This window comes from Ferrimonas sp. YFM, assembly GCF_030296015.1.
GTDB lineage: Bacteria > Pseudomonadota > Gammaproteobacteria > Enterobacterales > Shewanellaceae > Ferrimonas.
On record NZ_AP027368.1, the window covers coordinates 895,415 to 907,860 of the forward strand.

Here is a 12,446-nt window from a genome sequence, read left to right on the forward strand (position 1 = left end):
GATCAGAGCCGGCACTCCTGGCGGTAGGGGCGGATATCCGGGTAGATGCCGTCTCGGATCTGGCTTTGCAGTCCCTGCCAGTAGCTGGCCTGAAGCAGATCCCTGTGCTGGGCCATAAAGCTCTTGCGGATCTCCGCACGTCCCAGCAGGAAACGACCAAACTCCTCCGGGAAGATGTCCTTGGGCCCTACCGAGTACCAGGGCTCCGCCGCCATCTCATCCTCCGGGTAGCGCGGTGGCGGAATCACCCGGAAGTTGCAGTCGGTCATATAATCGATTTCGTCGTAGTCGTAGAACACGACGCGGCCATGGCGGGTGACGCCAAAGTTTTTAAACAGCATGTCACCGGGGAAGATATTGGCGGCGGCCAGCTGCTTGATGGCGTTGCCATACTCGCCGATGGCCCGGTGCAGGTGGAGGTCGTCGGCATCATCCAGATAGATGTTGAGAGGGGTCATGCGCCGCTCAATATAGAGGTGGCGGATGATGATTCTGTCGCCATCCAACTCCACTTCGGACGGAGCGCAGGTCATCAGTTCATCCAGCAGGGCCGGGCTGAATCTGTGGCGGGGAAAGGCGAAGTTACGAAACTCCTGGGTGTCCGCCATCCTGCCTACCCGGTCGTGCTCCTTCACCAGGTTGTACTTCTCCATCACCTCGGCTTTGCTGCTCTCCTTGGGCGGAGCGAAGCTGTCCTTGATCAGTTTGAACACCACATCATAGGAGGGCAGGGTGAACACGCTCATCACCATCCCCTTGATCCCCGGGGCGATGACAAACTGATCGCTGCTGGTGTTGAGGTGGCTGAGGAAGGAGCGGTAGAACTCGGTCTTGCCGTGTTTTTGCAGGCCGATGGCGGTGTAGAGCTCTGCCCAGGACTTGTTGGGCATCAGGTGGCGCAGGTAGCGCAGCAGCAGGGCAGGGCGGTCGGTCTCCACCATGAAATAGGCCCGGGTAAAGCTGAAGATCACCGAACAGTCATCCTGGCGGGTGATCACCGCATCCAGTGCCAGTCCCGCATCTCCATGGCGAATGGGCAGAATCAGCGGGGATTCCCCTCTGTGGCCAATGAGTCGCCCCACCAGATAGGCGCCTTTGTTTCGGTAGAAGACCGGTTTGAGAAACTCCACATCATGGGCTTTGAGCCTGTCCATCACCGGCTCCAGCCTCTGATGCAGCTTGTCCAGATCCTGGTCTATGTTCTCAAAGGCATTGAGCAACCTGGCGTAGCCCAGGGCACGGCGAAACGCCTCTTTGGGACGCTCCCCCAGATGGAAGCGCCAGCATAGCTGATGAGGAGCAAAGGGGGCGCGCCGGGCACTGGCGGTGTGGATATACAGATGCTGATTGTCCAGCCCCCGATGGCGAAACAGCCTGGCAAACACCGAGTTAAAGAAGGTTTCTGCCAGCTCGGCCTGGGGGTGGCCCTGCAACAGGACGCTGTATTCACTCTTGGCGGCGCGCCACAGCTCGGTGGAGATGGTCAGGCTGTCCAGTCTGGCCATCAGGGCGGCGACGGTTTCCGATACCCGCTGGCTGTAGAAGCGGATTCTCTGCTTCTGGGCGCGCTGAACGCCGGCCCAGTCGGCACTGAGAAATCGCTCCGGGGCGCCGGCATTGACCCGGGAGAAGAGCCGGTAGTGTTGGTCGAACCCGGTGAGAATACGGTAGGCGAGCCGTTTCGGGGTGCCCTTGTCCATCTGTGGTACTCCTTACCTGACTGCGGGACCTGGGGCGTGTGATCCTCACCCCTGCACCCTCTAACCTACCGTCACCCACCTTGCTTCTCAATGGGATTTCATTACCCTTGGCCGCAAATGTTTTAAGGTGTACAGCGCCTTGATGGGCTTTTTTGCGCCAATGCCCGCCTGATGCGGCACCTGCGCACGAGGAGAGAGTGTGGAACTGACCTTTATTCTGGTGGCCCCTGCCCGGGGAGAAAACGTGGGCGCCGTGGCTCGTGCCATGAAGACCATGGGATTTGAACGGCTGAGGGTGGTGGCCTCCCAGGCACACCTGAGTGAGGAAGCGGGCTGGGTGGCCCACGGCAGTCAGGAGCTGCTGAGTCAGGCACAGAGTTTTGCCACCCTGGCCGAGGCAGTGGCCGATCAGGATCTGGTGATTGCCAGCACCGCCCGTCGCCGAGGCGACAAACGGGTATTGCACTCCCCGGCCCAGGCGGCAGAAAAGGTCAGGGCTCTGGGTGAGGCGGCCCCCAGGGTTGCCCTGGTGTTTGGCTGTGAGGAGTCAGGCTTGTCCAACGCGGATCTGGCCTTGGCGGATCTGCTGACCACCATTCCCCTGGCCAACCCCTACCCCTCTCTGAATCTGGCCCAGGCTGCCATGCTTTACGCCTACGAGTTTTCCCGGGTTCCCCAGACTCCGGTGCCGGACGCATCTGGCGAAGGACCGCTTTCGGCACTGAAACAGCGCTCCATAACCTTGATGAATGATTTGAATGTTGCTGAGAATGACCCGTTGCGCCTGTGGCTCAAAGATCGCTTAGGTCTTTTAAATCAAAGGGATGTGTCAATGGCGCACACCCTGATGGGAGACATCGAAAAGGCGCTGAAAAAATAGTCCTTGACTCTTCGGCGCCTTTCAGTTCAAGTAACAGGTAAGACAAATTTAAAGGTTTATTCATAAAACGATGCTAAATATGCACGCTGTAATCACCACCATTATCGTGATTACCGGCACCGGTACCACCGGTCGCGGGGCGGGCTGCTAGTATCTGAACAAACCACAAATTCAGTTACCAGAAAGCCCGCTCCCAAAGCGGGCTTTCTTCGTTTTGGGCAGGGCACAACAGGAGAGACGAGATGAAGGTGATGAAGTTCGGGGGCTCTTCCCTGGCCAGTGCAGAACGGTTTGCCCAGGTGGCGACTCTGGCACAGGAGAGCGTCGAGGGGTTCTCTCTGGCGCTGGTGCTGTCTGCACCCAAGGGGGTCACCAATGCCCTGGAGTCGGCGGTATATCGGGCGGTGGCCGGCTACAGTGATGAGTTGCTGGAGCCGGTCCGTCAGACTCTGGACGAGCTCAGCGACGGCGCCGAACTGGATCTGGAGGCTCGTGAAGCCCTGATGGCCCTGTGGCAACAGGAGCTGGCCCAGGTGGCTCAGAAGCTTCAGGGGGTGGCGTTGCTGGGACGTTGCCCCGATGAGGTGGTGGCGGAAGTGATGGTGGTCGGTGAGCGCCTGTCGGTGCACATGATGATGGCCCTGCTTACCGCCCGGGGCGAGCGCAATGCGTTTCTGGAGCCCAGACGTTACCTGATGGCCCGGGGAGAAGCCCTGGATGCCCAGGTGGACATCGAGGCTTCCCGCCAACGTCTGGCTTCTCTGCCTGTTGGGGAGTACCGTTTCTGGGTGATGCCTGGTTTTACCGCCTGCAACCAGGAGGGGCAGACCGTTACCCTGGGCCGCAATGGCTCAGATTACTCCGCGGCCGCCCTGGCCGCCTGCCTGCACGCCGACAGCTGCGAGATCTGGACCGATGTGGACGGGGTCTACAGCGTCGATCCCCGCCTGGTGCCCGATGCCCGCCTGCTGGAAGAGATGAGCTACAAGGAGGCGATGGAGCTCTCCTACTTCGGTGCCAAGGTGTTGCACCCCAGAACCATCGCCCCCATCGCCCAGCACCAGATCCCCTGCCGCATCCGCAATACCCTGAATCCCCAGGCCCTGGGCACCCTGATCCATCAGGAGGGGGCGGGCAGTGACGCGGTGAAGGCGGTCAGCCACCTGGCGGAACAGACCATGATCAGTGTCTCCGGCCCCGGGATGAAGGGGATGGTTGGCATGGCAGCCCGGGTGTTTGACGCCATGAGCCTGGCCGGTGTGTCAGTAAGCCTGATCACCCAGAGCTCCTCGGAATACTCCATCTCCTTCTGTGTGGAGGAGCAGGACCAGGAGCTGGCGGTACAGGCCCTGGAGGAGACCTTCGCCCTGGAACTGAAGAGCGAGATGCTCGATCCCCTGGAACTGATGCCCGGCATGGCCATCGTCACCCTGGTGGGCGATGGCATGAAGACCCGCAAAGGGGTCGCCGCCCGCTTCTTCCGCTCCCTGGCCCAGGCCTCCATCAACATTGCCGCCATCGCCCAGGGCAGCTCGGAGAGAGCCATCTCTGCGGTGATCCGCAACGATGATGCCGCTGCCGCCCTGCGCATCTGCCATCAGAATTTCTTCGACAGCCGCCTCTACGTGGATGTGCTGCTGGTGGGCTGTGGTCAGGTGGGCGCCGAGCTGCTCAGTCAGATCAATCAGCAGCAGCAGGCCCTCAATGATCATCATGTGGCGCTGCGGGTCTGTGGCGTGGCCAACTCCCGGCAGATGCTGCTGGACCCTCATGGTCTCGGCCTGGACGACTGGCGGGAGCAGCTTGAGGTCAAGGGGCAGCCCATGTGCCTGGAGGCGCTGTTTGCCTTTGCCCACGACGCCAAGCTGACCAATCCGGTGCTGGTGGATTGCAGTGCCAGCGATGCCCTGGGGGCCCGCTATGTGGATGCCATGAACGCCGGCCTGCACGTGGTGACCCCCAACAAGAAAGCCAACACCGCCGACATGGCCTATTACCGGGAGCTGCGCCAGGTGGCCCGCCGCCAGCGCCGTCAGTTCCTCTATGAAACCAACGTGGGGGCCGGCCTGCCGGTGATCGATAACCTGCAGGGGCTGCTGCGTGCCGGCGACGAGCTGCACAGCTTCGGCGGCATCCTTTCCGGCTCGCTCTCCTACATCTTTGGTCTGCTGGAGGAGGGGGTCTCCCTCTCCGACGCCACCACCCGGGCGCGGGAGAAAGGCTTTACCGAGCCGGATCCCCGGGAGGATCTGGCGGGCATGGACGTGGCTCGTAAGGTACTGATTCTGGCACGAGAGGCCGGCCTGGAGCTGGAGATGGAGGACATCCAGGTGGAGAGTGTGCTGCCTGCCTCCTTCGATGCCAGTGGCGACACCGACAGCTTTATGGCCAACCTGCCCCAGGCGGATGCCGAGGTGGCCCAGATGGTCGCCGCGGCCAAGGCCGAGAACAAGGTGCTGCGCTATGTGGGCGCCATCGAAGCGGACGGCAGCTGTAAGGTGGCGGTTCAGGCGGTGGCACCTGAGCATCCCCTGTATGCCATCAAGGGCGGGGAAAACGCCCTGGCCTTTTACAGTCGCTACTATCAGCCACTGCCCTTTGTCCTGCGCGGTTACGGCGCCGGCACCGCGGTGACCGCCGCCGGGGTCTTCGCCGACATCCTGCGTACCCAGGCTTGGCAGAAGGAGGGCTGATATGGCCAAAGTGACCGCTTATGCCCCCGCCTCCATGGGCAACGTCAGTGTCGGCTTCGATCTGCTCGGCGCCGCCCTGCAACCTGTGGATGGCAGCCGCCTCGGCGACAGGGTCAGCGTCGAGGACGCCGATGCGCCGGCGTTCGCCTGCTGCGGCCCCTATGAAGACGTGCTGCCCAAAGACCCGGCCGAGAACATTGTACTCAGGGCGGTGGAGGCGTTTTTCGAAGCCAGTGGCCTGGCGCCTCAGCCCCTGTCACTGACCCTGGAGAAGAATCTGCCGGTGGGCAGTGGCCTGGGCTCCAGTGCCAGCTCTGTGGTGGCCGCCTGTGCCGCCCTCAACCGCTTTTTCGGTGATCCCCTGAATGAGGTGGAGCTGCTCAGGTTGATGGGGGAACTGGAGGGGCAGATCTCCGGCTCCATTCACTATGACAATGTGGCGCCCAGCTACCTGGGCGGGCTGCAACTGATGGTGGCGGACTTTGCCCGCAAGCTGCCTGCGTTCGACGACTGGTACTGGGTGGTGGCCTACTCGGGGATCAGCCTGTCCACCGCCAAGATGCGGGCGCTGCTGCCCGAACAGTATGACAAGGGCACCACCATCGCCTTTGGCCAGAACCTGGCGGCCTTCGTAGACGCCTGTTACCGCCAGGACCAGCAACAAGCCCTGGCCATGCTCAAAGATGAGCTGGCAGAGCCCTACCGGGCGGCCCACATCCCCGGGTTTGTGGCGGCCAAGTCCGCCCTGGCTGAACTGGGCGCCGACGCCGTGGGGATCTCCGGGTCCGGGCCGACCCTGTTTGCCGTCTGCCGTGACCCAGAGAGCGCCCAGCGGGCCAAGACCTACCTGGACACCTGTTACCTGGCCAATGCCAGGGGTTTCGCCCATATCTGCCGGCTGGCGGAGGATGGGGTTATCTACCAGAGCGAGAAGTAACCACCATGGAACTCTATAACCTGAAACATCCCGATCAGACCGTCAGCTTCTCCCAGGCCGTGCGCCAGGGACTGGGCAGGGACCGCGGGCTGTTTTTCCCCTCGAGCCTGCCGAAGCTGGACAACGTCGACGAGTTGCTGGCCATGCCCTTTGTGGATCGCTCCGTGGCCATTCTGAATGCCTGGCTGGGCGATGAGCTGGGTGAGGAGACAGTCGCCTCCCTGGTGCGTGACGCCTTCACCTTCGATGCCCCCCTGGCCCAGGTGTGTGACCGCCAGTACTGCCTGGAGCTGTTTCATGGTCCCACCCTGGCCTTCAAGGATTTCGGCGCGCGCTTCCTGGCACGGGTCCTCTCCCACCTGGCCGGGGAGGAGTCTCTGACCATCCTCACCGCCACCTCGGGGGACACCGGCGCCGCCGTGGCCGATGCCTTCTATGGCCTGGACAACATCAAGGTGGTGATCCTCTACCCCGAGGGGCGCATCAGCTCCCTGCAGGAGAAGATGTTCTGTACTCTGGGGGGCAACATCCAGACCCTGTCGGTGGCGGGCAGCTTCGATGACTGCCAGTCCCTGGTGAAGCTGGCGTTTGAGGATGAGCCGTTGAAGCAGGCCATTGGCCTGAACTCCGCCAACTCCATCAACATCGCCCGGTTGCTGGCACAGATCTGCTACTACTTCGAGGCGGTGGCTCAACTGCCCGAGGAGCGCCGTCATCAGGCGGTGATCTCCGTGCCCAGTGGCAATTTCGGCAACCTGACCGCCGGCCTGCTGGCCAAGGCGATGGGCCTGCCGGTGAAACGCTTCATCGCCGCCACCAACAGCAACGACACCGTCCCCCGTTACCTGTCTAACGGTCAGTGGGAGGTGCGTCCTACGGTGGCCACCCGCTCCAACGCCATGGATGTGTCTGCCCCCAACAACTGGCCCAGGGTCGAGGCCCTGTGTCAGGCGAAGGGCTGGTCCCTGGCTCAGCTGGAAGGGGTGGCGGTCTCCGAGGCGGAGTGTGAAACCCAACTGACCGCCCTGCACAAGGGAGGCTACCTGTCTGAGCCCCATGCGGCGGTGGCCAGCCGGGCACTGTCTCTGTCTCTTAATCCGGAGGAGTGCGGCATCTTCCTGGGCACCGCCCATCCGGCCAAGTTCAAGGAGTCGGTGGATGAGTTGCTGGGTCTGGATCTGCCCCTGCCTGAGGCGCTGGCCCAGGCGGCGGTCAAGCCTCTGCTCAGTGAGTTTCTGGCGAACTCCTTCGAGGAGCTGAGGGCCAAGCTGCTCTGAGTTACCCAGAGATGAAAAGAGGACGCCGTGGCGTCCTCTTTTTGATTCCGGAAGGGTTAGCCATAGAGGGACTCGAAGTAGCCCTCGAGGATCAGGGCGGCCGAGGTGGCGTCGATGGCAGACTTTTTCAGGCCGCGAAAGCCGCGGCGCTCAAACAGGTGCGCCTTGGCGTCCGTGGTGGTCAGGCGCTCATCCTGGGTGACCACCTTGACCCCGAAACGTCCATGGAGGCGGTTGGCAAACTTGCGCGCCCTCAGGGTCAGCTCCTGTTCGGTGCCGTCCATGTTCAGGGGCAGGCCCACCACCACCAAGCTGGGTTGCCATTCGGCAAACAGATTGGCCACTTCATCCCAGTTGGGGATGCCGTCGTTGGCCTTGAGGCCACACAGAGGCTGGGCGGTGCCGGTGATGCTCTGACCTATGGCCACGCCGATGGCCTTGGTGCCGAAATCGAATCCGAGAATGGTGTCACTCATGCGTGGCCAATCTCCCCGGACAGTTGCCAGGCGTCGATGCCCAGGGCCCGGGTGGCGGCGGCCCAGCGCTCTTTGTGGGGCACTTCAAACAGCAGCTCCGGGGTGGCAGGAATGGTCAGCCAGGAGCCTTCGAGGATCTCCTGTTCCAACTGGCCCGCTTCCCAGCCGGCATAGCCCAGGGCCACCAGATAATGGTCCGGAGCCTGACCCTGGCCCAGGCTGTCCAGGACATCCTTGGAGCAGGTGACGGTCAGCTCATTGTTGATGCGGCGGCTGTTGGCGAAGTTGCGCTCGCTGCTGTGGAGCACGAAGCCGCGATCCGGCGTGACCGGCCCGCCAAGCAGCACCTGGTTGGCCAGGCTGGCAGGCAGGACAAATCCCTCCTCCTGCAGCTCCATCTTCTTCAGCAACTCGTCCAGTGCCAGTCCAATGGGGTGGTTGATGATCAGCCCCATGGCCCCCTCTTCGTCGTGTTCGCAGAGGTAGGTAACCGAGCGTTTGAACACCTTGTCCTGCAGTGAGGGCATGGCGATCAACAGGTGATCTTTCAGGCTTTGCATGGGTAACTCCTTAACCTCCCGCCAGTTTGACCTTGAAGCCCTGTTGCTCCAGAAGCTGCTTGAGCTGATCCCGCTTGTCGCCCTGGATCTCGATGTCGAACTCCTTGACGGCACCGCCGACACCCATCTTCTTCTTCAGGGTGGCGGCCAGCTTCTTGAGCTTCTTGTCTTCTAAGCCTAGCCCCTTCACCACCATCATTCCTTTGCCTTTGCGGCCCTTTCTGTCCAGGTGGATGCGAACCCAACCATCGCCCTGAGGCGGTTGGGGTTTTGTCTCTTCCTGGCTAATGCGCCCCTGGTCAGTGCTATATACCAGTTGCGAGTCTTGATTAGAGATCATATCTTGCGGCTTATCAGGTATGGGCCTGTCAGTTTATCAAAATCACAGAAGAAAAAGGAAAATCTGCGCCGATGTCCCTCTTCAACCGACTGCTTTCCTCCATGGGCATGGGCTCCTGTGAGGTGGATACCCTGCTGAGTTCCGACAGCTATTCGCCCGGTCAGAGGGTGACCGCCCGTGTATTGGCCAAGGGAGGCACCATAGGTCAGCATATCCATGGGGTCTACTTCTCCCTCCACTGCCGTTACCAGCAGAGAGAGGATGGCCAGGTGCAAACCCAGGAGGTGGAGCTGGCTCATTTCCAGTTGCCGGTGGCGATGACCGTTGGCGCCCGGGAGGAGCTGGAGATCCCCATAGAGTTCCAGTTGCCGGAATTCACCCCCCTGACCCTGGGTAGTACCGAGGTGTGGCTCTCCACCGGCCTGGATATCCGTCAGGCCCGAGACCCCAGCGATAAGGATCTGTTTGAGGTGGTGCCCCAGCCATTGGTCGCAGACCTGTTGGTGGCCATAACCCGGCTGGGCTTTATCCAGGATCTGGTGCACACCGAAGCGGTCTCCTCCATGGCCAGGGTGACGGCGCCCTACCTGCAGATGTTCCACTACAGTGTGGGCGAGGGGCCATTCAAGGGGCGCATCGAGGAGATGGAGCTGGCGGTGGTCCCGGCAGAGGGGGGACTCTACCTGCATGCGGAGGTGACCCGCACCGGCCGGGGCATGGCGGCGGCGGTGAGTCGCATCCTGGAGGAGAGCGGAGACCGGCAACGCCGCAGGCTCACCCCGGAACTGGTGGAGAACCTGCAGCAGCACATAGAACAGCTGTTGGTGGACTGACCTTCAGGGGCGCTGAGCCCCGGCATTCGCCAGTTTCAGGTGTTCAGCGATCGATCTTGGTGAACTTGGACCCTTCGAAGGTGAGGTTATACATCAGTCCCTTATTCGAGAAGATGAATCCGATGATCGGCTGCCTCAGGGTGTTGCTGTCGAAGGTGCCGCCCGCCCCCAGGGTGGCCAGGGCGACCGAGCCGTCCACGCCGGCTTTCCAGCCCTGACTGTTACGGAAGTTGTCCAACGCCTCTGAGGTCATAAACAGCACCACCTGGCTCTTGACCTGAGCGCCGACCTGCAGGCCGAACGAGGCCGCCGCAGTGGCATAGTAGTCGGCTGGGGCGCCATTGATCAGCAGGGCGCCCTCGCCATATTCGCCGCCGATGCCGAACCCGGCTTTGTACACCTCGGGCATCACCAGCACGCCTCTGGCTTTCGCCACCAGCTCCTTCGCCGCCGGGGTTTCTTTATAGAGTTGCTGCAGCGCGCCCTTTACCTTGGCGTCGATCTCGGTTTTTGAGGCGGCCTGGGCACCGAATCCAAGGGTCATGGTCATCAGTGCGAACAGCCATATCTTCAGCGCTCTCATTCTCTGTTACTCCTAAGGCTATGATCCGGGTGCTATCCTAATAAGTTGTTAAAAAGTATAGACAACCAAATGAGTGCATGAGGAAGTCTTGGGAAAGGAACCAGAGTGACAGTGTCATGCTGAACCCCGGCTGGCTGAGAGGTCAGAAGGGCTTTAGGGAACCTGAATCCCTGTGTTAAGGTCATAAACAGTGTATTAACGGATAGGGATCCCACTATGTTGAAGCGCGCGTTTCTTTGGATTGGCATTTTGGCGCTGGCGGGCTGCAGCTCGGTCAGCACCGAGTACGACTACGATGAGAAGGTGGCGTTCGACAGCTTCACCAAGTGGGCCTGGGTGGAAGCCACCCCGGACAGCGGTTCCGCCAAGTACCAGATGGACGGACTCAACGATCGTCGCATTCGCGATGCCCTGACCTCCCAGTTGACCAATGCGGGCCTGTCCCAGGTGCCCGCCAGTGATGCCCAGGTGCTGGTGAACTACCTGACTCAGGTTGAGAAGAAGATCGATGTCGACACCTTCTACACCAGTTTCGGCTACTACCCCTACTACCACAGCCGTCACGGCTACTGGGGCACCGGGGTCCAGGCAGACACCCGGGTTCGCGAGTACAAAGAGGGTACCCTGATCATCGACATCATTGATGCCAAGACCAAACAGTTGCTGTGGCGTGGCAGTGGCACCGACACCCTGAAGAAGAACCTGACGCCGGAGAAGCGAACCGAGCAGGTTCAGAAGGTGGTTGCCGCCATTTTCGAGGGCTACCCACCAGGCAAAGAGAAGTGATTCACCCAGGCCGACTTGAAAGTCGGCCTGTTTTTTGCTCTGAATACAGAACCAGACTTTGGTCATTGAACAAGGAGATGGGATGAATCCAGAAGTCGAACAGGTGCTGTTTTTCTGGTTCGGAGAGCTGGAGCAGGGCCTGCCTAAAGAGCCGAAAGGCAAGCTGTGGTTTGGTGCCGGAGAGGTGATCGATGAGGAGATCCGGGTTCATTTTGGTGAGCTGCATCAGCGGGCGCTGATAGGTGAACTGGACGACTGGGCTGAGCAACCCAGGGGGCGTCTGGCCCTGATCATCGTCCTGGACCAGTTCAGCCGCAACCTGTATCGGGGCCGGGCCGAAGCCTTCTCCGGGGATGCCAGGGCGGTTGCTCTGTGCCGGGAGGGGATCGCTTCCGGTATGGATGATGAACTCAGCCTGTCGGAAAAGCAGTTCTTCTATATGCCGCTGCAACACTCCGAGTCTTTGGACGACCAGCGTCTTGGCGTCGAATTGTTGACTGACCTGACCCAGGGCCTGACCGACCGGGCATTGACCGAAGCCGAAGGCACCCTGAAGTTTCAGCAGCTGCACCTGGAAATCATCGAACGCTTTGGCCGTTTTCCCCACCGGAATCAGGTATTAGGGCGGCAAAACAGTGCCGCAGAGGCCCTCTATCTTGCCGACGGTGCCCCCAGGTTCGGCCAGTAATTATGTGTGGTCGCTTCTTCCAGGCCTGTGATGGCTACGATACCCGGGATCAGCTGGGGATGAATGGCGGCACCTTTGAGCTGGAGCCCCAGGGGGAGATTCGCCCCACTCATCTGGTCTCGGCGGTATTGGAACTCGATGGCCAGCTCAGCCTGAGGCAGTTCCAGTGGGGCCTGCCTCATCCCGGGTTGTCCAGACCCGTCATCAATGCCCGTAGTGAAACCCTGGCGGAAAAGCCGATGTTTCGTCAGGCTCTGGCGCGCAGGCGCTGCCTGATCCCCGCCTCGGGTTGGTTCGAGTGGCGCAAAGAGGGGAGCGGCAAGCAGGCCTACCGCTTCTCTGCACCTCGTCCTGCGCCGCTGTTCAGTTTTGCCGGACTCTGGTGGCCACCGGCAGAGTCCCTGCCCAACGGCGCCGTGGTGCTCATTACCCAGGCTGCCACCCAAAATCTCTCCGAATACCATCACAGGATGCCAGTGGCCCTGTTGGGGGCACCCGCCAGAGCCTGGTTACAAAGCGGCGAGCTCGGCGCCGCTCTCTCCTGCTTCGATGTGGCTGCCCACCCTGGCGGTGGTCCCGCCCAGGGACAGCTGTTTTAACCTGCCTTTTGCCTCAGCTTGGTCTATCTTTGAGATGGAGCCAGGAGCGAGATATGACTTTCTTTATCAGATGTTTGTGCTGTACCTTGGTGTT

The 12,446-nt window shown here is 61.2% G+C and carries 13 protein-coding genes; 8 read left to right on the top strand and 5 right to left on the bottom strand.

Going from position 1 to position 12,446, the window contains the following annotated elements; genetic code table 11:
• Positions 1-2: 2 nt before the first annotated feature.
• Positions 3-1,700, bottom strand: a complete 1,698-nt coding sequence (gene aceK, locus QUE41_RS04300) for a bifunctional isocitrate dehydrogenase kinase/phosphatase (protein WP_286341700.1) — start codon at positions 1,698-1,700, stop codon at positions 3-5.
• A gap of 199 nt (positions 1,701-1,899) precedes the next feature.
• Between aceK and QUE41_RS04305 the strand changes: the two genes are divergently transcribed.
• The 4 genes from QUE41_RS04305 to thrC all read left to right on the top strand — a co-directional run bounded on the left by QUE41_RS04305 (position 1,900) and on the right by thrC (position 7,487).
• Positions 1,900-2,580, top strand: coding sequence for a tRNA/rRNA methyltransferase (locus tag QUE41_RS04305; protein ID WP_286341701.1), 681 nt, complete (start codon positions 1,900-1,902; stop codon positions 2,578-2,580).
• 242 nt (positions 2,581-2,822) lie between these two features.
• Entirely contained in the window at positions 2,823-5,273 is a 2,451-nt protein-coding gene (gene thrA, locus QUE41_RS04310; RefSeq protein WP_286341702.1) for a bifunctional aspartate kinase/homoserine dehydrogenase I, read from the top strand.
• Position 5,274: 1 nt separating this feature from the next.
• Positions 5,275-6,210, top strand: a complete 936-nt coding sequence (gene thrB / locus QUE41_RS04315; protein WP_286341703.1) for a homoserine kinase — start codon at positions 5,275-5,277, stop codon at positions 6,208-6,210.
• A 5-nt stretch (positions 6,211-6,215) separates the two neighbouring features.
• Entirely contained in the window at positions 6,216-7,487 is a 1,272-nt protein-coding gene (gene thrC / locus QUE41_RS04320) for a threonine synthase (RefSeq protein WP_286341704.1), read from the top strand.
• A gap of 56 nt (positions 7,488-7,543) precedes the next feature.
• Here the strand turns inward: thrC and ruvX are convergent, their stop codons facing one another.
• The 3 genes from ruvX to yciH are packed head-to-tail and all read right to left on the bottom strand — an operon-like array spanning position 7,544 to position 8,863.
• Positions 7,544-7,963, bottom strand: a complete 420-nt coding sequence (ruvX, locus tag QUE41_RS04325) for a Holliday junction resolvase RuvX (RefSeq protein WP_286341705.1) — start codon at positions 7,961-7,963, stop codon at positions 7,544-7,546.
• Positions 7,960-8,523 carry a YqgE/AlgH family protein gene (locus tag QUE41_RS04330; protein ID WP_286341706.1) on the bottom strand — a complete coding sequence of 188 codons (564 nt, stop codon included), beginning with the start codon at positions 8,521-8,523 and terminating at the stop codon, positions 7,960-7,962. Before QUE41_RS04330 ends, ruvX begins: the two co-directional genes overlap by 4 nt.
• A gap of 10 nt (positions 8,524-8,533) precedes the next feature.
• On the bottom strand, positions 8,534-8,863 hold the full coding sequence (yciH, locus tag QUE41_RS04335) for a stress response translation initiation inhibitor YciH (protein ID WP_286341707.1): 330 nt from the start codon (positions 8,861-8,863) through the stop codon (positions 8,534-8,536).
• Positions 8,864-8,934: 71 nt separating this feature from the next.
• On the opposite strand from yciH, the gene QUE41_RS04340 reads away from it, so the two are divergent.
• Positions 8,935-9,696 (top strand): sporulation protein, encoded by a 762-nt coding sequence (locus QUE41_RS04340; protein ID WP_286341708.1) that lies wholly within the window; start codon positions 8,935-8,937, stop codon positions 9,694-9,696.
• A gap of 43 nt (positions 9,697-9,739) precedes the next feature.
• Here QUE41_RS04340 and QUE41_RS04345 read toward each other — a convergent pair whose 3' ends face one another.
• A complete protein-coding gene (locus tag QUE41_RS04345; RefSeq protein WP_286341709.1) occupies positions 9,740-10,279 on the bottom strand; it encodes a BPSL1445 family SYLF domain-containing lipoprotein in 540 nt (179 codons plus the stop codon).
• Between the two features lie 216 nt (positions 10,280-10,495).
• On the opposite strand from QUE41_RS04345, the gene QUE41_RS04350 reads away from it, so the two are divergent.
• The 3 genes from QUE41_RS04350 to QUE41_RS04360 all read left to right on the top strand — a co-directional run bounded on the left by QUE41_RS04350 (position 10,496) and on the right by QUE41_RS04360 (position 12,352).
• Positions 10,496-11,065 (top strand): DUF4136 domain-containing protein, encoded by a 570-nt coding sequence (locus QUE41_RS04350; RefSeq protein ID WP_286341710.1) that lies wholly within the window; start codon positions 10,496-10,498, stop codon positions 11,063-11,065.
• Between the two features lie 82 nt (positions 11,066-11,147).
• On the top strand, positions 11,148-11,753 hold the full coding sequence (locus QUE41_RS04355; protein ID WP_286341711.1) for a DUF924 family protein: 606 nt from the start codon (positions 11,148-11,150) through the stop codon (positions 11,751-11,753).
• Positions 11,754-11,755: 2 nt separating this feature from the next.
• Entirely contained in the window at positions 11,756-12,352 is a 597-nt protein-coding gene (locus tag QUE41_RS04360) for an SOS response-associated peptidase (protein WP_286341712.1), read from the top strand.
• Positions 12,353-12,446: the final 94 nt, after the last annotated feature.